This window comes from Apilactobacillus waqarii, assembly GCF_019061205.1.
GTDB classification, from domain to species: domain Bacteria; phylum Bacillota; class Bacilli; order Lactobacillales; family Lactobacillaceae; genus Apilactobacillus; species Apilactobacillus waqarii.
This window is the reverse complement of the sequence record NZ_JAHQYH010000001.1, coordinates 72,383-93,094: the sequence shown is the minus strand read 5'-3', so window position 1 is coordinate 93,094 and position 20,712 is coordinate 72,383. Positions and strand designations below refer to the sequence as shown.

At 34.7% G+C, this 20,712-nt stretch carries 23 protein-coding genes and 1 riboswitch; of the genes, 1 reads left to right on the top strand and 22 read right to left on the bottom strand.

Translation table 11 applies throughout. The annotated features are described in order from the left end of the window. Positions 1-29 precede the first annotated feature (29 nt). From KTJ72_RS00410 to KTJ72_RS00380, 7 genes are read right to left on the bottom strand one after another with little or no spacing between them, the layout of a single operon-like run. A complete protein-coding gene (locus tag KTJ72_RS00410; protein WP_034530821.1) occupies positions 30-248 on the bottom strand; it encodes a YozE family protein in 219 nt (72 codons plus the stop codon). Between the two features lie 10 nt (positions 249-258). Beyond that, complete coding sequence (locus tag KTJ72_RS00405; protein WP_217303869.1) at positions 259-849, bottom strand: YpmS family protein; 591 nt, start codon at positions 847-849, stop codon at positions 259-261. Positions 850-860: 11 nt separating this feature from the next. Then, a complete protein-coding gene (locus KTJ72_RS00400) occupies positions 861-1,745 on the bottom strand; it encodes a GDSL-type esterase/lipase family protein (RefSeq protein WP_217303868.1) in 885 nt (294 codons plus the stop codon). Between the two features lie 56 nt (positions 1,746-1,801). Beyond that, on the bottom strand, positions 1,802-2,293 hold the full coding sequence (locus tag KTJ72_RS00395; RefSeq protein WP_217303867.1) for a dihydrofolate reductase: 492 nt from the start codon (positions 2,291-2,293) through the stop codon (positions 1,802-1,804). A 22-nt stretch (positions 2,294-2,315) separates the two neighbouring features. After that, complete coding sequence (locus KTJ72_RS00390) at positions 2,316-3,266, bottom strand: thymidylate synthase (protein ID WP_041152318.1); 951 nt, start codon at positions 3,264-3,266, stop codon at positions 2,316-2,318. Between the two features lie 10 nt (positions 3,267-3,276). Beyond that, positions 3,277-5,181 carry an ABC-F family ATP-binding cassette domain-containing protein gene (locus tag KTJ72_RS00385; protein WP_041152319.1) on the bottom strand — a complete coding sequence of 635 codons (1,905 nt, stop codon included), beginning with the start codon at positions 5,179-5,181 and terminating at the stop codon, positions 3,277-3,279. A 4-nt stretch (positions 5,182-5,185) separates the two neighbouring features. Then, positions 5,186-6,394, bottom strand: coding sequence for a CCA tRNA nucleotidyltransferase (locus KTJ72_RS00380; RefSeq protein ID WP_217303866.1), 1,209 nt, complete (start codon positions 6,392-6,394; stop codon positions 5,186-5,188). Between the two features lie 127 nt (positions 6,395-6,521). On the opposite strand from KTJ72_RS00380, the gene KTJ72_RS00375 reads away from it, so the two are divergent. Next, on the top strand, positions 6,522-7,262 hold the full coding sequence (locus KTJ72_RS00375) for a phage integrase N-terminal SAM-like domain-containing protein (protein WP_217303865.1): 741 nt from the start codon (positions 6,522-6,524) through the stop codon (positions 7,260-7,262). A 75-nt stretch (positions 7,263-7,337) separates the two neighbouring features. Here KTJ72_RS00375 and KTJ72_RS00370 read toward each other — a convergent pair whose 3' ends face one another. The 15 genes from KTJ72_RS00370 to KTJ72_RS00300 form a co-directional block, all read right to left on the bottom strand. Continuing rightward, entirely contained in the window at positions 7,338-8,600 is a 1,263-nt protein-coding gene (locus KTJ72_RS00370; protein ID WP_053791797.1) for a tetratricopeptide repeat protein, read from the bottom strand. Positions 8,601-8,679: 79 nt separating this feature from the next. Beyond that, positions 8,680-8,955, bottom strand: a complete 276-nt coding sequence (locus KTJ72_RS00365; protein ID WP_217303864.1) for an HU family DNA-binding protein — start codon at positions 8,953-8,955, stop codon at positions 8,680-8,682. A gap of 173 nt (positions 8,956-9,128) precedes the next feature. Beyond that, positions 9,129-10,436 (bottom strand): ribosome biogenesis GTPase Der, encoded by a 1,308-nt coding sequence (der, locus tag KTJ72_RS00360; protein WP_034530806.1) that lies wholly within the window; start codon positions 10,434-10,436, stop codon positions 9,129-9,131. A gap of 80 nt (positions 10,437-10,516) precedes the next feature. Next, on the bottom strand, positions 10,517-11,734 hold the full coding sequence (gene rpsA / locus KTJ72_RS00355) for a 30S ribosomal protein S1 (protein WP_034533923.1): 1,218 nt from the start codon (positions 11,732-11,734) through the stop codon (positions 10,517-10,519). Between the two features lie 77 nt (positions 11,735-11,811). Next, positions 11,812-12,492, bottom strand: coding sequence for a (d)CMP kinase (gene cmk / locus KTJ72_RS00350; protein ID WP_034530802.1), 681 nt, complete (start codon positions 12,490-12,492; stop codon positions 11,812-11,814). A gap of 21 nt (positions 12,493-12,513) precedes the next feature. Continuing rightward, positions 12,514-13,080, bottom strand: coding sequence for a LysM peptidoglycan-binding domain-containing protein (locus KTJ72_RS00345; protein ID WP_094750359.1), 567 nt, complete (start codon positions 13,078-13,080; stop codon positions 12,514-12,516). Positions 13,081-13,130: 50 nt separating this feature from the next. After that, positions 13,131-14,576: a RecQ family ATP-dependent DNA helicase gene (locus KTJ72_RS00340; protein ID WP_217303863.1), complete on the bottom strand. Its 1,446-nt coding sequence runs from the start codon at positions 14,574-14,576 to the stop codon at positions 13,131-13,133. Next, positions 14,566-15,603, bottom strand: a complete 1,038-nt coding sequence (locus KTJ72_RS00335; protein ID WP_094750361.1) for a helix-turn-helix domain-containing protein — start codon at positions 15,601-15,603, stop codon at positions 14,566-14,568. Before KTJ72_RS00335 ends, KTJ72_RS00340 begins: the two co-directional genes overlap by 11 nt. 3 nt (positions 15,604-15,606) lie before the next feature. Next, complete coding sequence (locus KTJ72_RS00330; RefSeq protein WP_094750362.1) at positions 15,607-16,188, bottom strand: ECF transporter S component; 582 nt, start codon at positions 16,186-16,188, stop codon at positions 15,607-15,609. A gap of 83 nt (positions 16,189-16,271) precedes the next feature. Next, a riboswitch (FMN riboswitch) is annotated at positions 16,272-16,392 on the bottom strand. 58 nt (positions 16,393-16,450) lie between these two features. Beyond that, positions 16,451-17,176: a pseudouridine synthase gene (locus KTJ72_RS00325; protein WP_217303862.1), complete on the bottom strand. Its 726-nt coding sequence runs from the start codon at positions 17,174-17,176 to the stop codon at positions 16,451-16,453. Continuing rightward, positions 17,145-17,705: an SMC-Scp complex subunit ScpB gene (gene scpB / locus KTJ72_RS00320; protein WP_034530792.1), complete on the bottom strand. Its 561-nt coding sequence runs from the start codon at positions 17,703-17,705 to the stop codon at positions 17,145-17,147. Before scpB ends, KTJ72_RS00325 begins: the two co-directional genes overlap by 32 nt. After that, the gene (locus KTJ72_RS00315) at positions 17,706-18,461 is read right to left on the bottom strand and encodes a segregation and condensation protein A (RefSeq protein WP_051592176.1); all 756 of its coding nucleotides are present in this window, start codon (positions 18,459-18,461) and stop codon (positions 17,706-17,708) included. Further along, entirely contained in the window at positions 18,442-18,810 is a 369-nt protein-coding gene (locus tag KTJ72_RS00310; protein ID WP_034530791.1) for a hypothetical protein, read from the bottom strand. Before KTJ72_RS00310 ends, KTJ72_RS00315 begins: the two co-directional genes overlap by 20 nt. A gap of 23 nt (positions 18,811-18,833) precedes the next feature. Beyond that, positions 18,834-19,721, bottom strand: coding sequence for a site-specific tyrosine recombinase XerD (gene xerD, locus KTJ72_RS00305; protein ID WP_034530790.1), 888 nt, complete (start codon positions 19,719-19,721; stop codon positions 18,834-18,836). Positions 19,722-19,735: 14 nt separating this feature from the next. Then, complete coding sequence (locus KTJ72_RS00300; RefSeq protein ID WP_034530787.1) at positions 19,736-20,620, bottom strand: CvfB family protein; 885 nt, start codon at positions 20,618-20,620, stop codon at positions 19,736-19,738. Positions 20,621-20,712: the final 92 nt, after the last annotated feature.

Here is a 20,712-nt window from a genome sequence, read left to right as displayed (position 1 = left end):
AATGAACCTAAATTCATAGGTTCATTTCTTTAGTGTTTACTATTTTGAAAATCCATCCAAGCATCATCAAAAATTGTCATACTTGGTAGATAACTAGCATTTTCTTCCAAGTATTCTGAAATTTCATCATAATCAGTAGATTGCTTGGGAAATGATTGATCGTAAAATGCGTTATTTGCAAATTGAGCAACGGCTTCGGTACTCTTAGGATTACGTTCAGTCATTAAATACTGGTAAAAACTTTTCATAGTTGCTCCTTTATTGATTAGGAATTAAGACTTTAAATTCAAAGTCACCGTCACCATTCATATCAATTTTATTAGCTTGATATGAAAGTTCCTTCTTACCACCTAATTTGTTGACATGCAAAATGATTCGACTGTTCTTACTATCTAATTCGACCCACTTTGGAATGTTGTAATGCTTACCAACATAACCAATTACAAAACGAGGTGGTACGTTTAACTTACCAACTTCAAGCTTACTTGCGGTTAATTCCACATCACCATTACTTAATAGGTGTGGATCCAAACTTAATAGGTATCCAACTTTGGAACCTAAGATGGTAATCTTACCATAAACGTATGCTTGTTTGTCTACCCAGAACTTGTAATCCATGTTTTTTTCTTTCTTTTCGAACTTTTCTAGGTAGTAACTTGATAATGCGTTAATTTGTTTTTTATTCAAACTAACACTAATTGGTGTATTGTTTTTTGACGCTGTTCCCATTTGTGGATTTACGGTTTCACTATTCATTTGCTTCCAAGCATAGAATGCACCACCAATTAATACAAGTACTAATAAAATGAATAGGTACTTAAATAGTTTTTTCTCTTTTGCTTTTTTCATTACAATTGCCTCTAATTCCAGTCATTAAATCTAAATAATTGTGATACAAGTCTGTCGGTCATGTAATTATATCCCTTATCATTTGGATGGAAATGATCATCAGGGGAAATATAATTGTTCAACTCGCCCTTTGTATCATCTAATTTCAAAATGTCCAACGGATTAAAAGTTACTTCATCACTTGATTCGACTAACTTTTCTTTTTGGGCCTTACTCTTATATTGTCCATATGATAGTGGTGTGATGTCAACAAAATGTGCTTTTTTACTTCTTAACACAACACCAGAAGTAATTTGGTTGTACTTCTTAACGTATTGATTAATCACATTTACGTTTGCAAAGTATACATAAATTGGATTATAGATACCAAACACGTAGATTGGTGCTTTTTTATTTTCTTTTCTGATATCATTCATTAATCTATTCACTTTGGCTTGATAAGTGATAGAAGCTTGCTTCATCCTACTATTGAACTTAGCTTTCCCATCAACTAAAGCGTTACTTTGTAAGCTTTGTAGTAAGTCGTTACCACCAACGGTTAGAACAATAACATTAGCCTTTTTCAAACTCTTTGAAAGGCCTTTAACATTGTTTTGAACACGCTTATCAATTTGATCACTACGTTGTCCAGCAATTCCATAGTTAACTGTTGTGACGTGCTTATACCCCTTTTTATTCAATGCTTGTTTAGTTCTCGATACATAGCCACCGGCTTTTTTTGGGTCACCAACTCCCTGTGTTAATGAATCACCTAACGCAACAATGGATACTTTTTTGTTCTTGTTAACATTCGTGATTTGGGTCTTGTGCCTAACGTTTGAATAAACCTGATAGCTCACACCGGCAATTCCAAATACAACAATCAAAAATAGTATGAATTTAAATATTTTTTTCATAATAATCACCCCATAAAAAAAGGTTATGTAGCAATCCATAACCTTTCTTTATTATTTTATTTACGTTCAAATATTTCAAAACGGTATGGATAAATGTTCTTATCATCAATGATTCCTTCTTTGGTTGATACTAAATCAAATTGACTATAATCAATTTCTGGCATTTGAGTATCACCTTCAAAGTCGTGTTCGATTACGGTCTTGTATAAACGATCAACATACGGAAGTAATTCAGCAAAAATCTTAGCACCACCAACAACGAAAATTTCCTTATCACTAAACTTTTTAGCAAAAGATAGGAATTCGTCTAACGTGTTAAAGACAACAACGTCGTTAGGATATTCACTTTTATCATGACTAGTTAATACGGTGTTTAAACGGTTTGGTAGTGGACGCTTAAAACTATCGTATGTTGTTCTTCCTGCCATGATGATTTGGTGTGTGGTAGTTTCCTTAAAGTACTTCATATCAGCTGGTAAATGCCATGGTAATCCACCATTTAAACCAATTATATGATTATCTGATTCAGCCCATAAAAATGAAATCATTAGTAATAGTCCCCTTTATTGTTTATACAGCAACTGGTGCCTTAATTGGATCATGGTGCTTATAATCGATTACTTTAATATCGTCCATGTCGTAATCAAAAATACTTTCCTTGTCAGGATTTAACCATAGTTTAGGAGCTTCGTATGGTTCTCTACTCAATTGTTCTTCAATTTGAGAAACGTGGTTTGAGTAAATATGAGCATCCCCTAAAGTATGGATAAATTCACCAGGTTTTAATCCACATTCCTTAGCAATTAGTGAAGTTAATAGTGCGTAACTTGCAATATTAAATGGTACTCCTAAGAAGATGTCACCAGAACGTTGGTATAATTGACAGCTTAACTTACCGTCGTTCACGTAGAATTGGAACATGGTGTGGCAAGGTGGTAATGCTACAAAAGGAATGTCTTCTGGATTCCATGCTGAAACAATTAATCTTCTTGAATCAGGATTTGTCTTAATTTGATCAATTACGTTTTGAATTTGGTCGATAGTGCCACCAGTAGTGGTCTTCCATTTACGCCATTGGCTACCGTAAACAAGTCCTAAATCACCGTATTTCTTGGCAAAGTCGTCATCTTCGACGATTCTTTGACAGAACTTTTTCTTTTCGGCTAGGTATTCTTTCTTAAATTCTGCATCCTTTTCGGCTCTCAAACCGAAGTCGGTCATGTCTGGGCCAGTGTATTCGTCTGATTCAACCCAGTTTTTAAAGGCCCATTCGTCCCAGATGTGGTTTTTGTGCTTTAGTAAGAATTGAATATTAGTATCCCCGCGTAAGAACCATAATAATTCACTTTTGATTAAGCCAAAAGGAACCTTCTTGGTAGTTAATAAAGGAAAACCTTTTGATAGGTCAAAACGCATTTGGTAACCAAATGTACTAATTGTCCCTGTTCCAGTTCTATCATCCTTACGATGGCCATTTTCTAAAACGTACTTGGCAAGATTTAAATAAGCATCTTCTAACATGTCATTACCCCTATTCAACATATTCGCTTAAATATTCCCAGCGACTAATCTTTTCGTCGGACTGTTTATTTAAGTCGTCAATCTTTAATTGTGTTTCAGCTAGTTTATCATAATCATTTCCCAAATGGGTCATTTCTTCTTTCAATTGACTGATTTGTTGGTCTAAATCATCAATATCTTTTTCTAACTGATCATATTCCATTTGTTCAGCATAAGTTAGTTTCTTCTTTGTAGTCTTTTCTTCTGCTGGTTTTTGTTCTTCTTTTTTCTTTGCAGCATGTTCAACATGTGCTTGCTTCTTTTCTGTCTTGTTTTGATTGGCTGCTTGTTTCAAGTAGTCAGTGAACAATCCGACATGACTTTCAATATCGCCATCACCATTAAAGATTAATAGACGGTTAGCAACCTTATCTAGGAAGTAACGGTCATGAGATACGGTGATTACAGTTCCACTAAAGTGTGAAATATAATCTTCTAACACTGTTAATGTGGAGATATCCAAGTCATTTGTTGGTTCGTCAAGTAGTAAAACGTTTGGTTGTTGCATCAACAATTTTAGTAAATACAAACGACGTTTTTCACCACCAGACAACTTACGAATTAGTGTACCGTGCATGAACTTTGGAAATAGGAATTGTTCCAATAAGTCAGTAACACTAATCTTATTTCCAGTATTGTCAGTAACGTGTTCACCAACATCTGTTAAGTAGTTAATTACACGCTTGTCTTCTGGAATTGGTTCAGTTTGTTGTGTGTAATAAGCCATCTTAACTGTTTCACCGATTTCAATAGTTCCACTGTCTAGTGGTAACTTACCGGTAATTACGTTTAATAGCGATGATTTACCAGCACCGTTTTCACCAGAAATACCGATTCTTTCGTTTCGTTGAACCAAGTCACTGAAGTTCTTCAAAATCGTCTTATTATTTAATGTTAGGTTAGCATCTTTAATTTCAATAACCTTTTTACCTAGTCGTTGTTGTCCTAGGTTGATGTCGATATCTTCTTCTGTTTGGAGGTTACCAACATTTTCCTTTAAGTCATTAAAACGATTAATTCTGGCCTGTTGTTTTGTTGTTCTGGCCTTAGCACCCTTTTTCATCCAAGCTAATTCTTGTTTGTAAAGTTTTTGCTTTTTATGTTCGGCAGCAACTTCTAGATCAACTCGTTCGGCCTTTTGTTCCAAGTAATCTTGGTAGTTACCCGTGTATTCGTATAGACTTCCAAATGATAATTCCCAAATCTTGTTAGCAATTTGATCTAGGAAGTATCTATCATGGGTTACGAATAGTAACGCACCCTTATACTTAGCTAGGTATTCTTGTAACCATTCGATTGAATCAAAATCTAAATGGTTGGTAGGTTCGTCTAAGATTAATAAATCAGGTGATTGAATTAATACTTGAGCTAAACCAACACGTCTCTTTTGTCCCCCAGATAGTGTGCTAACTACTTGGTTAACATCATCAATCTTTAGTTGGGTTAGGATGGTTTTAACGTCGTTTTCAGCATTCCATGCATCTTCTTCGTTCATCTTGGCTTCGGCATCAAGATATTGCCTTTCCGCCTTTGGATCATCTGGATGATTAGAATAGTTTTGCAAGGTTTGTTCATATCTTCTGATGGTGTTAAAAATATCCTGACTTCCGGCAAACACAGCTTCTAAAATGGTTAATGATTCATCCAATTTAGGTTGTTGTTTTAAGTAACCAATTGTGTATGTCTTTGAGGTAATAATTTCACCAGTAGAATCAATATCTTCCTGTGATAAAACATTTAAAAGTGATGACTTACCACTACCATTGGTCCCAATTAAACCAATTCGATCTTGTTCGTTGATGATGAAATCTAAATCCTTAAATAAGGTCTTTTCACCATATGTTTTAGTTAAGCCTTCCGCTCTTAACGTTTGCATGTAATCACTCTTTCACAATTTTTTTCGCAGCTTCAATTAATTCAGCTTTTTCGTTTTGGAATTCTCCGTTCACGATTCCAGTTTCAATTGCATATAATATTTTACCCAATGCTGGACCTGGCTTAACAATGCCATTCTTAATCAGGTCGCCACCATTGACTGCAATTTCTTTTTTATTCTTGATTGGTAATGCATCGTATTGAGATATTAAATCTTCTTCTGATTCGGCAAATCCATACATCTTAGCAATGTGGTTAGCCAAAACTAGAAGGTCCTTACCAGTTTCATACATCGCCCATTTGTCTAGAGAGCCATCCCTTAGATTTTCAACGGCCTTTGTACAAATTTCTGTATTTTTAATAATATCGTTAGAAGCCTTCCAAGATTTTAGAAAACTAGTAATCCCAGTTCGATCAAGACCAAACTCAAATGATAGTAATGACCATACTGAAACCTCATCTGATAAGTTTAAATCATCAATCTTAGCAATTGCTTCCAATTCACTTTGATGACTGGCAAAACCGGGGACGTATTTGTACATATCAGTATTAATCATATCCAAAATACCTTGCTTAGGTCTTTTTGCCATCATCATCTTAACAAATTCGGTGTAAATTCTTTCCACCGCAATTTTTTCTAACAATGTACTGTTTGATTTGATTGCCGCTAGTGTTTCTGATTCGATATCAAAATCCAGTTTGCTAGCAAATCTAACCGCACGCATCATTCTTAATGCATCTTCATGAAAACGTTCATTAGGATTACCAACTGCTCTAATTAAATGATTTTTTAAGTCAGTTAAACCATCGAATAAATCGGTAACATCCCCGTTTTCTCTCATCGCAAATGCGTTAATTGTAAAGTCACGACGCTTTAAGTCTTCAGCAAGTGATCTTACGAATTCAACTTTGTCAGGACGTCTATAGTCTTGGTATCCTGACTCGGTTCTAAAGGTGGTAATTTCATAGCCTTTTTTTTCATGAATTACCATTACGGTACCGTGTTCAATTCCGGTATCAACCGTTTTTTTGAAAATCTTTTTAATTTCTTCTGGGTAAGCACTCGTTGCGATATCAACATCATGAATGTCTAGTCCTAATATTGTGTCACGAACACTTCCGCCAACAAAATAAGCTTCAAAACCAGCATCTTCAATTTTTTGCATCACTGGACGAGCTTTTTCAAATTCGTTCGGTAAGTTTTCTATCTTCATCTTTATACCTACTCTCAATACAATCTATATTAAATATTAACAGATTAGCATTACAATTTACAGATTGAAGTTTGCTAACTTTAGTGCTGTAATAGGAATAAATAACTATTAGGAGTTGAACTATCCAATGTCTAATGATTATCCATATCAAGATACTTTTGAGACTGATTTGCAGAATAAAGGATTAGCAAAATTAACGATTAACGAATATACCAAAATCCTATCTGACATGTTTGACTACCTATCAGATTTCAATAAGGGCTATCAAAAAAATCATAAAGTTAGCAACCTGTTTAATCGTGATATTGAAGAATATCTTCAAATGCTTTTAGACGAACGCAAAATCAACCATAACACTTATAACAAGGTTCTATCACACATTAATGTCTATTTTAATTACCTATTCACCCATCAATTGAACAGCAATTTACCCACAATTGATATTAAGGGCTTAAAACACGAAGCTAAGAGCGAATTGGATATGTCCTGGTTAGATAAACTAAATGCCATTCTAGCTGACGCAAACGTCCATTTTTACGCTAGAATGACCGTTCTACTAATTAGCAAGGGATTCAAATCTGAAGAATTCCTCCAACCTGGTTTTTATCGACTATTTAATCAAATCACATTCTCGGATGAGGAAAAGGTGTTTCTCAACTTATTTAATAAGTTCATTGAACCAATTCAGTTAAAGCAAAACAGTCAAGATATCTTTTTAAAGCAACGACTTTCTAAAGATCCACACATCACTTCTGCTGGTTTGCATAAATACTTAACACCTAGTGAAAAATATCTTGGATTATCACTTAGCCCATCAGAACTATTCAAAGGTTATGTCGTTGATTTCATCAAAAAAATCCAGACCTAAATGACTCAAAACTATCAAGTCAATTAAATTTGGATTTATCATCGATTAATTACTACAAAGGATTAATCAAAAAGACTAATCATCCATGTATTCATCAAGCATAAATGCAGCTTCATCATCATTTGGTTGAAGTTGAACATACTTCTTAAGAAGTTCATATGAATTATCACGGTCACCGTATTCACGGAAGAATAATGCTGCTTGTTTCAAGAAACTAGCATTATCAGAGAAATATGGTTTGGCAGCTAGGTAATTCTTATGAGCTTCTTTTAGTTTGTCTAATTTATCGTATGAAACGGCTAGGTTCCAGTAGAATTGAGGATCCAATTCGTGGTTTTCAATATAACTATTCAACAATTTAATGTTTTCTTCATAGTCTTCTTTGGCAACCAATAAGTTAGACATTTCCAAAACAATTTCAATATCATCTGGATCAATTTCGTTTCCCTGCTGTAGGTAGCCCAATGCTTCGTCGTTTTCAGAAAGCTTAAGTGCTTCACGAGCTGTCGCTAAGAATAGCTTTTCGTTGTATTGGTCAACGCTTAGCCCTTCTTGCAATACACGATATGCTTCTTCTTGTTTATTTACTGCATCTAATGCTTGTCCCAAGTATGGGTAAAGTGTTGCGTATTGAGGATCTGAATCACGAAGTTCTTCAAATAAATCAATTGCTTCGTCGTATTCCTTTAGTTGTAGATAAGTGAACGCTGTTTCGAACTTAACGTCTGAAGACATATCAATTGTCTTAATTTGCTTTAGGTATCCAATTGCATTTTCAAAGTTACTGTCGTTAGCGTATGAAATCCCAATTCTTTCAACAATGTTAACAGCTGATAGATTAGTGATTCCCTTCTTAATCAAGCTTAAGTACAAAGGAATAGCCTTATTGTATTCACCCATTGTGTAATACAATTCCGCCAACGCAAATGTGATTACTTCCTCATCAGGGGCTAATTTTTTAGCCTCTAGCAGCTTTTCACGGCTAACTTCAAATAACTCCTGAGTTTGGTATAAGTCGGCTTGAACCATCAAAGATTGAAGGTAAGCAGGTGAATCTTTGCTAATCTTGCTTAATTGTTCCAAAGCTTCATCAGTATTACCTTCACTGATTAAAATATCAGCGATGTCGGTTCTTAGTTCGTCTTCATCAGGGAACTTCTTCAAGAGTTTTTCATATAGTTCTTTTGCTTGGTTGGTGAAACCATATGAGTATAGTTCTTCAGCAAGTGAATACACCATTTCATCGCTATCATGGTGTAATGCTAGATTATATTGTTTATTAAATTCATCGATTTTTCCTTCTTCAAGGAATTCTAGTGCTTTTTGTGAGTAGCTCAAAAATCTCGCTCCTATCATTTAAAACATATAAAAAAGGCCAGTCCGTAAAACGGACTAGCCTAATTATAGCATACTGTTATTATTTAACAGCATCCTTTAAAGCCTTACCTGGTTTGAATGCAGGTACTTTGCTTGCAGGAATTTGAATTTCTGCACCAGTTTGAGGGTTACGACCCTTACGAGCAGCACGTTCACGTACTTCGAAGTTACCGAAGCCGATTAATTGTACCTTTTCGCCTTTAGCCAAACTACCTTGGATTGAATTAAATACAGCATCAACTGCTGCAGTTGCATCCTTCTTAGTTAAACCAGTTTTAGTAGCAACACTACTTACTAATTCTGCCTTGTTAGCCATGTGTGTTTCACCTCCCACAATGTTCGGAAAACAATCTATGCTTTTCGACTTATGTAATCACAACAAATTAATGTCATTACATTTATTCAAGATATCACATAAATGCCCGCAATTCAACGATTTTTAATATTTTTCAGCATAAAATATTAAATTTTTTTACTAAATAACCTTTATTACTTACGTTTTCTAGAAATGATTTTAATCGGAGTCCCAGAAAAGTCAAAGTGTTCTCTAATTTGATTTTCGATATATCTTCTATATGAGAAATGCATTAGTTCTTCATCATTTACAAAGATAACAATGGTAGGTGGTTCACTAGTAACTTGGGTTGCGTAGTAAATACGTAACTTCCTACCATTGATACTTGGTGTTGGTGTCATGGCAATTGCATCCATTAATACATCGTTTAGCATTGATGAAGAAATACGCTTAGCATGGTTGTCATAGACACGCTTGATCAAGTCAGGAATTTGGCTTAAACGTTGCTTAGTCTTAGCTGAAACAAACAAGATTGGAGCATATGATAGGTATTGGAATTGACTTCTAATCCCTGCTTCAAATTCTTGTTGAGTCTTACTGGTCTTCTTCAAAGTATCCCATTTGTTAACAATGATGATGACACCTTTTCCACCTTCGTGGGCATAACCAGCAATACGCTTATCTTGTTCACGAATACCTTCTTCAGCATTTAAAACGATTAAGGCTACATCACTATTATCGATGGCTTTCATCGCTCTCATTACTGAGTATCTTTCAGTATTTTCGTAAACTTTACCACGTTTTCTCAATCCGGCAGTATCCACCATGGTGAATTCTTGACCGTCTTGTTCAAATTCAGTATTAATAGCATCTCTAGTTGTTCCAGCAACGTTTGAAACAATTACTCTATCTTCACCTAAAATGGCGTTAACAAGTGAAGATTTACCAACATTAGGACGGCCAATTAAACTGAACTTGATATTGTCGTCATTTTCTTCTTCTGTTTTTTCATCGAAGTTCTTAATAACTTCATCCAATAAGTCCCCTAGACCCAATCCATGGGCACCAGAAATTGGATATGGATCGCCAAATCCTAATGAATAGAAGTCATAGATGTTAGCACGGCTTTCAAAGTTATCAACCTTGTTAACGGCTAAAACGATTGGCTTATTGGTTCTGTATAAAATTCTGGCAATATTATCATCAGCGTTAGTAATTCCTTCTTTTCCATTAACCATAAAGATAATTACATCAGCTTCATCAATTGCGATTTCTGCCTGTGCAGTGATTTGTTTTACGAATGGTTGATCACCGATTTCAATACCACCGGTATCAATCATACTAAATTCGTGTCCTAACCATTCACCGTGGGAATAAATTCTATCTCTGGTAACACCAGGAGTATCTTCAACGATAGAAATTCGTTCCCCAGCAATACGGTTAAAAATTGTTGATTTTCCAACGTTAGGTTTTCCAACGATTGCAACTGTAGGTAAACTCATTTAATATTCACCCTTTCTTTCATAATGAAAAAAATATCCTTCACCAAAAAATGAAGGATATTTTTAAAGATTATAATATATTATTGATTATCTTCGTCTAATCCTTTACCAACAATGTCACCTAAAGTGAATCCATTTTCTTCTTCAGGAGCATTTTCAGTAGCATTATCAGTAGCTTCGACATGTTCACTTGAATCTTGAGCATTTTCTGGTTCAGGTTCAAGAGCACGTAATGATAAAGCTAAACGATGTTCACTTGGGTTAACATCTAGAACTTTAGCATCAACAGTTTGACCAACCTTTAATACATCAGAAGGTGTATTAACATGTTTGTGTGAAATTTGAGAAATGTGAATTAAACCTTCAACACCAGGAATTACTTCAGCAAAAGCACCAAAGTCAACTAATCTCTTGATAGTAGCCTTTACAGTACTACCTTGAGGAGCTTTTTCTTCAATTTCATCCCATGGTTGTGGCTTAGTTTGCTTGATTGAAAGTGAAATTCTTCCACGTTCTTCGTCCATAGCAATAACCTTAACTTTAACGTCTTGGCCATTTTCTAGAACATCAGCAGGCTTGTTTACACGTTCGTATGAAATTTCTGAAACGTGAACTAGTCCGTCGATACCACCAAGGTCAACGAAAGCACCGAAATCAGTCATACGTGCAACTTTACCTTCAACAACATCACCAACATTTAGCTTGTCCATAACTTCTGAACGAGCTTCTTCTTGGTTCTTAGCTACAACGTCGCTGTGTGAAAGAACTAAACGGTTCTTTTCAGGAACGATTTCAACAATCTTACATTCGAATTGTTGACCGTTGTATTGGTTTAAGTTTCTTACAAAGTGGTTAGTGATCATTGATGCAGGGATAAATCCACGTACACCAGCGTCTACTACTAAACCACCACGTACTGCGTTTTGAACAGTAACAGTAATAGTTTCATTGTTTTCAGCTTTTGCCTTTAATTCGTCCCAAACCTTACGTTCTTCTAAACGACGAATTGATAGAAGGAAGCTTCCACCTTCTTTATCATCACCGATACGTGAAATTACAACAAATTTACCTTTGTCCCCAACTTTAAATTTGCTTTCAACGTCATCGACAGGTTGTGAGGATAGTTCACGACGAGGAACAACTCCTTCAACCCCGGTGTTGTCAATACCAATAATTAATTGATGATCCTTGTCAAAGGCCAAAATTTCACCACTGACAACATCGTTAATATTAACTTGGTCCACACTATCCAAGGCTTCTAATAAATCTTTGTTTGTTTGTTCATCTGATTCACTCATCTGATATTTCCTCCTTGAGACTACTATAACTTACATTCTAGACTATGTTATTAATAAAATCTAGTTTAATGATTAAATTATAGTGTTTGTTTTTTTGTTATTTCATCAGAGATGGCATCAACCACTTGATCAATTGACATTGAAGTAGTGTCAATTTCCTTTGCATCAGCGGCTTTTGTCAATGGAGACACGGCTCTATGAGAGTCTTTGTAGTCTCTTTCTTCAATTTCTTTTTTCAATTGTTCTAGTGGAACATGAATACCCTTTTCGGCATTATCTTTAAAACGACGATCAGCTCTTTCATCAACACTAGCAATCAAGAAAATTTTAACTTCAGCATCTGGTAAAACTGTTGTTCCGATATCTCTACCGTCCATAACAATACCACCTTTAGCTGCAATATCTTGTTGTCTTTGAACAAGTTCTTTTCTAACTGCACCTAGACTAGCAACAGTTGATACATTATTTGTAACATCTTCTTGTCTAATATCATTAGTAACTTCTTGTCCATCAAGGAAAACTTTTTGTTGCTTTTCCCCAGGTTCAAAAGTAATTTCAGTATCATTTAACATGTCTAAAATCACTTTTTCGTCATCCAAAGGATATCCTAATCGTAAAGCCTTTAGAGTAGTTGATCTATACATTGCACCAGTATCACAGTAAATATATGAAAATCTTGCTGCAACTAATTTAGCAACCGTACTTTTTCCAGCAGATGCTGGTCCGTCAATCGCTACTTGTAACTTACTATTATTCATAAACTTAAACACCACTTAATTTTATTTTACTAGAATCTTTTGGCCGTTTCTAACCTTGTTAGAATCAGCAATACCGTTAAGTCTCATTAGACTTTGAACACTTGTACCGTACTTCTTAGCAACACGGTATAAATCAGTCATACCATCTTGGCCAATAACAGCATATCCACTGTTGTTAGCAGTTGTTGATTGGTTGGTAGTTGTTGTTTGATTTTGTGTGTTATTGCCGTTAGTTTGGCTTTGAGTATTATTGTTTGAATTATTCATTGTGTTGTTCATGCTTGATGAACTGCTCATTGCTGAAGAACTACTCATTGAACTTGAGCTAGACTTCATTGCGCTTGAACTTTCTTTATCCTTATCACTAGATTTCTTCTTTGAAGACATTGAAGAAGATGATGAAGAAGTAGTTGTTGTAGAGTCAACGTTGTTGCTACCACTTGGGCTACTAATCATTCCGTATACTAGCGCAAATAATCCAATTACTACTAGGATTGTAATTAAAACGATTGCAACTGTCTTATGTCCTCTATGTTTTCTTCTATTTTCTACTCTTGAAAAATTACTGTAATCGTCGTTATTATTCAAAATAATGACCTCCTAATAATATCTTATGTCTTAATTATACATGAATTTTACTATTTAGAAAAAAGAGTTTGAATAATACTTTGCCATTTGATGTTTCGTGACCGCGAATTCAGACTCTTGCTTTCTTGAACTAAATCCATCTGTTCTAATTGTAGTTGGGTCCCATCCCCATTACAACAATTTTCATCATGTTCAGAAAAATTTTCGTTAAAGTATCTAAGTAAAAACGCTCGCTTACATCCCTTTGTTTTCACATAACCTAACATTTGGTTTAAGGATGTTACTAATTCATTTCTTCTTCCCTCAAATATATTAATTACTCCGTTTTTCGTAAAACCACTTTGAAAATAATAGTTAATGAGATTAGCTTTTTCGTCCAATTCATTATTTTTTAGTTGTTGATAATGATTATAAAAGAAGTTAATCATATCTTCACTGGGAATCGTGTCATCGATAAATCGATATTGTAAAATCTCGTCTTTTTCTTTATACAAGATAACTGAGATACTTTGTTTACCATCCCTACCAGCTCTTCCCATCTCTTGGACGTATGATTCCAAATTAGCGGGCATGTGGTAATGAATAACAAATCTGATGTTATCCTTATCGATTCCCATTCCAAATGCACTTGTGGCACAAATGATATCAATTTGGTCACTAATAAACTGATGTTGAATCCGATATCGACTATCAGCATCTAAATCTGCATGATAAACCTCAACGTTTAAATTGGTTTTCTCTTTTAGCCACTCGCAAACCGCGTTGGCAACCTTCTTACTAGAGAAGTAAATAATCCCTGGCTTCATCAATTTATTGACTAGGTAAAGCAGCTGATTATTTTTATCTTCATTACTAGTAAATGTATCAACTGCTAATGCAATGTTAGGTCGATTTGTCGAATACTTTATCGTTTCTACGTTTGGCAAACCAATTTTTTCTTTAATGTCTAAAACGACATCATTAGAAGCAGTCGCAGTCAACATTAATGTAGTTGGGTGATTTAAACTAATTATTATATCCTTTAAATTGAGATATTCAGGTCTAAAGTCCGGTCCCCATTGGTTAATACAATGAGCCTCATCTACCACAAACAGTGATATTTTGTGCTGCTTAAAAGCATCTAATATATCCGAATTAGATAACATTTCTGGTGAAACATAAACATACTTGTAGTTATTTAAATTCTTGATGACTCTTTTTCGATCTAACCAAGAAAGATTAGATGTTATCGCCACCGTTTGCTTTTCACCCAAGTATCTCATTCTATCAACTTGATCTTGCATCAAAGAAATTAACGGTGATACCACGATTACCATCCCATCGACCATCTTACCAACGTATTGATAAATAAGTGTCTTACCAGTACCAGTTGGCAAAACACCTAACGTGTCTTTACCATCCAAGATTGATTGAATAACCTCTTTTTGACCAGAACGAAAGTCATTAAAGCCAAACCATTTCTTTAGATGTTTCTTTAATGCTTCATCACTTAACATCTTGTTTGCTCCTTAATATTTGATAAATTCTAAACTCAAAAAAATTAATATCTGTTTTTTCGCTAATTTGACGAAATTGCCAATCATCAATTGGCTGGTTATCAAAAGCTTGGCGTAACGTTCTTTCATCTTCAGCACCTACGATTTTAGAATAAGGAAACTTACTTTCTGGTAACCAAATTGCCATTTCTAATAGATGTTCTCGGATAGTTGATAGCTTGACGTTTAGGTTATTGGCGATTTGATCTAGCGTATTACCACTAACAAATTGCTTATATGTTTGAATCGCATGATGATTCATCTTTAAAGTTCGAACGTCATTTATCAATGGAAATAATAGCTGATCATCGTCATTAATAATATAGTTAATAAAATCGACCCAACCATCATATTCCATGAAGAATGCTTCAACTTTGGAAATATTCATGCTATCCGCCAATTGACCGGTTGTCATCCCATAGACATCGTGGCCAATCATTTGTTGAGCGATGATATTAGCCTTCTTCTCATCAACTTGTGTCAAATACTTGGTTAAATAATTCTCTAATCGACTTACGATTTCTGCTTTATTTTGAATAAACCATCTTTTTACAATCATTGCACTCTTCATATCTGTTTTAACGGGATAATAATTCTTATTTTGATAGCTATATTCTGACACTGATTGAATAGCCAATAATATTCTTGCTTTAAACTCATTCACATCATAATTATATTGATACGATGTGTTCTGTAATATGTAAAAGGATTCCTTTACAGAATCCTTTTTAATTTGACCTTTTATGGTCAATTGATACTGAAATTCATCAACTTGTTTTGCTAAACCTTCTACGATTAACTCTTTGATTGCGTCGTTGATAGAATTTAGATCATATGTCTTTAGAATTGCTGAGTATTGCAAGATACCATAACGCATTGCCCAGAAAAGTGTTGAAACGGTTCTTTTTCCATTTAACAAGTTTTGAATTAATTTAATTCTTCTTGGCTGCGTCGACGATAGAAGCAATAACAGCAAATCTTTGTTCATTGTTTATCTCTTTTCTTTATATTTTTCCCATGCATTGCTTCTGTTATATACAATCACGAATACAACACCAATGAATAATCCCTTGATAATGTTAAATGGTGTGACTGTGTATAATACAGAATCCAATAGGCTAAAGCTCAATTTAAATCCTGTTAAATTGATGTATAGTGGTGTAATCACGAAATAGTTCAATACACTCATAACTAGTGTTAACATGACTGTTTCAAACAGAATCATAATAACGTATTTAGCATTGTTTTGAACTAATTTGTTAACCAATGTAACTGATAATACGATTGTTAAACTAGCGATTAATAAAGCTGAAATACCAATCAAATTAATCAATGAAACACCGGTAAAGACGAAGTATAGTACCGCTCTTAGCAATGCTACAATCAAACCACTACGAGTTGATAATAACACAGTTGCCAAAAGAATTGGAATATCACCAAAATCTAACTTCATGTATGGTGCCATCGGTAAGATAGGCACCGAAAGATAGGTCAATAGATATGCCAATCCTCCTAAAATAGAAACCTGAACCAGGTTCTTCAAACTAAAACGACTACTTGTACTACTTAACATAATAAATCCTCCATATGAGGAATATCTTCAAAAAAAGCCCATTGATCCATCGAAGACCAATGAGCTTGTTTGCGTACTCAAAAAGAGATCTTCTTTATACCAGACTGTACTGTCGGCTTTGGAATTTCACCAAATCAACTATCAAAAGATAGGTAGCGGGCTATAACCGCCGGTCGGGAATCTAACCCTGCCCTGAAGATAAACCAATTTCTATTTTTTCAAGAATGATTATAGCAAAAAAGGCTTGTTCTAAACAAGCCTTTTATCTCTTTTCAGTCATTTCGTATAACTTTTCAACTTCGAATTTCTTCAATGGTCGGTAATCACCTGGTTGTAATCCCTTTAGGTTTAGGAAAGCAAATGATTCACGTTTTAACTTCTTAACCGGATGACCGATGGCCTTGAACATGTTCTTAACCTCATGGTTTTTACCTTCATGAATTGTTAATTGCACAACTGCTGTCTTCTTGCCATTATCAGTTTCTAAGACGTTTGTCTTTGCAGGTGCTGTCTTCTTACCGTTGATCTTAACACCCAGTCTTAGTTGTTTTAATTCATCGTTAGTTGGAATTCCTTCCACCTTAGCAACATAAGTTTTTTCAACTTCGTACTTAGGATGAGTTAAACGGTTATCCAAGTCTCCATCATTGGTCATTAGTAAAAGACCTGAAGTATCGTAGTCCAATCTTCCAACTGGATAAATTCTTTGTTCAACATCTTCTAAAAAGTCTAAGACCGTCTTACGATCCTTTTCATCAGACACTGAAGTGATAATTCTTCTTGGTTTGTATAACAAGTAATATACTGGTGCTTCCTTGTTGATTGGTAATCCATCAACTTGCACTTCATCAGAAACTTTAACCTTTGTTCCTAGTTCAGTAACAACTTGACCGTTTACCTTTACGCGACCGGCTAAAATAATTTCTTCTGATTTACGTCTTGAAGCAACCCCGGCTTTAGCCATTATCTTCTGTAGTCGTTCCGCCATTTTCTTCCTCCTGAAGTAAAATTTCATTATCAATTTTTGGTAATTCGTTTAAGCTCTTAATTCCAAACAACTTCAAAAAGTTATCAGTTGTTGTATAGAGCTTCGGATGACCCGGTACTTTCTTGTAACCGGCAGTGGCAATTAGACTTTGTCTCAACAATCTTTGGACCGTCTTACTGCTGTTCACACCTCTAATGTCATCCACTTCAACCCTCGTAATCGGTTGATTATAAGCAATAATCGTAAGTGTTTCTAGCGCTGTTTGAGTTAAAGAAATGCTTTCATCACTTTGCAAATATCCCTTAATTAGGTCGTTTAGTTCTTCCTTCGTGGCAAGTTGAACCTTATCAGAATATTCCATCAACGTAAATGGTGAGTCTTCGTGTTCAAAAGACTCCTTTAGTTGATTCATTAACGTTTCTAGCTCACTAGTACTTAGTTTTAATAATGTACTTAGATTGTCGTATGTTATTCCATCTTCACCAGATATATATATTAGGCTCTCTAGCTGCGCTAACTTACTAACCAATTACTCTTCACCTTGCTTTGCGATTTTTTCTAAATAAAGTTTGTCGTCAATTTGTCCGACTTTGACTTTTTGTTCCTTAACTAGTTCTAGTAGTGACAAAAATGTAGTAACTACAAATTCAACGTTACTAGTCTTATCAAATAAGGAATCAAATTCAACCGATTGTTGTTTGGATAATCTATCCATAACATATGTTGATTGGCCTTTGACAGTGTATTCCCATTCAATCACTGAATGTACATATGGTTCGTTTGATTTAATTTTTTCAATAATTCGATCAAACGCTTGTTGAATTAAATCGATACTGAATTTTTCGTTATCGTTAAAATCAATCATCTCATCGACGCTTGGTAAAACGGGATCAACACTGTGATATTGACTAGTCTTAGTTTCCATCTTCTTCAATACTTTTGATACTTCTTTATATTCTTGATAAATCAAAAGTTGATTTACTAATTCATCCCGTGGATCCTCATAATCGTCATCTTCGTTAATTTCATCATTTCGAGGCAACAATAACTTAGACTTAATCGCCATCAAATTGGATGCCATTACAAAGTACTCACCTGCGATATTAACGTTTAGGTTCTTCATCTCAGTTAAATATTCAACGTATTGTCTGGTAATCTTTTCAATTTGGATGTCATAGATATCCATTTCAGATTGCTTGATTAGATGTAACAGTAATTCTAAGGGGCCATCAAAATCATCAATGTGAATATTTATATTGTTAGAGTTATTGAACTCTGGTTCCATTACGTTTCTCCCAAATTTCACAGATTGAAGTGGTATCCATTGTTCCGACAATCTTTTTACCCATATATAAGTTATTTAAATCATCGATCATTGAACAACAGTTATTAATATTCCAAGAATCAGGTGTTAAGACTACTCTTCTTAGAACTAATAAATCATTTTTTTGTTCAATTGCGACTAATCCAGCCCAATTGTCATCTTGATTTTTCCATAAGTAAATAACACGGTTATCACTATCTTCATACCAGTTCATTTCATCTTCTAAATGATTTCCCTTATTCATGTCTGGTAATAAAGAAAGCATATCCATAGCGATTTTTTTATATTCTGTTCTATATTTTAGTAGCATCCCAAATTCCTCCAATCTGTGCTTTAAGCGTGTGGATGAAAGTCATCAAACGCCTTATTTAGATGTTCATGGGAAACATGCGTATAGATTTGAGTTGTTGAAATATCAGAGTGCCCCAATAACTCTTGTACAACTCTCAAATCTGCTCCATTTTCTAGTATATGAGTTGCAAATGAATGACGTAAAGTGTGCGGAGTAACCTTTTTCTTAATTCCGGCTAAACCAACATAACGCTTAAGCTTTTGCCAAATGCTTTGTCTACTCAAACCAGATCCATGAGCATTTAAGAATAGATAATCACAATGTCTTCTCTTTAGCAAAAGATTGCGACTGTTTTCCATATAAGTGTATATCCATTTAATGGCTTGAGAGCCAATCGGAATAATTCTTTCCTTGTCTCCCTTACCAATTGTTTGAATAATTCCCATATCCAAATGTAAATTATCCATCTTCAAATTAACTACTTCGCTAACACGCAATCCCGTAGCGTACATGACTTCTAATATTGCCCTATCTCTAATGCCATATTTGTCGTTTGTATCGGGAACTGCCAGTAATTTATCGATTTCCTTCATCGTCAATACATCTGGTAAATGATTGGCTGATTTAGGGGTATCTACATTGACCATCGGATCTTCGATGATGAAGTGATATCTTTGTAGGTACTTAAAAAACTTTTTCATCGTTGAAACAAAACGGATTATGGAATTTCTTGCCTTTCCACAATCCTTCATGTACTTCATATAATCTAAAATTGTCTTTGAATCGACTTTTTTAAATTCACTAATATGATTGTCTTTTAAGTAATTGATAAATCCTTTAATGTCTTGATGATAGCTCTTAATCGTATTATCTGATAATCCACGTTCAATTACCAAATAATGTAAGTAGTCCTTAACTTCGGAGTCCATAATATCACCCGATTTTATTCAATATCAGTTTCTTTACCCTTTTCAGTTAACAACATTTCGCCATCTTTTTGTTCAATCAGACGGTTCTTCAAAAGATTACCTACCGCACGTTTGAATTGTCCCTTACTGATACCAAAGAAGGCCTTGATATCTTCAGGAGTACTCTTGTCGGTATATGCAATTTTTCCATCTTCTGATCTCTTCAAGACAGCAAAAATCATTTTTGAATCATCACTGATTGCTTCGTATGCACGAGGTTTCATTGATAGGTTTAATGTTCCATCTCGTAAAATTCCGATCACTCTTACATCAACTTGTTGACCCAAGCGTGGTTCCATTTCACGTTCGCTCGGATGGATAAATCCTAATCGATAGTCATCTGTGATAACACGTGTTCCGGCTAGCTTTAATCTATAAGTTGTCGCCTTCATGTTACGGTTCTTTAGCTTGGGATTAGCTGGGATTGAAATACTTTTGAAGATTTCTTCGTCAGCTAATTCACCCCAAATTCGATCTTTTTTATCGATTTTTAAGGCAATCATGACTTTATCACCATGTTGAGGCCATAACTTTGTTAATTCGGGAAGATCATCGATTGATACAGCGATGTCCTTGTTAGGTAAACCGATATCAACAAAGATTCCCAATCCATACTTGCTTTGGACAACCGTTCCAAATGCATAGTGGTCCACTTGGACATCTGGAATGTTTCTTGTTATTTGCATCTTGTGGTTTTCATTTTCATATGCAAATCCCTTAAAGTTACTACCAATCTTTAGTGGCTTTAATATTTCGTCCTTATCCAATAGGAATGTTGTTCCTTCAATTTGAACAAAATAGTTTTTGTCATTTTCGTCAGTTACTTTACCAGAAACAACACGGCCTAAAAAGTTATTCATTAATATTCCTCATTTCGAATCGTTATATGTCAATTCTACACTAATTTACATAATATTTCGATAAAAAAAGAGGATGCATTTAAAATGCATCC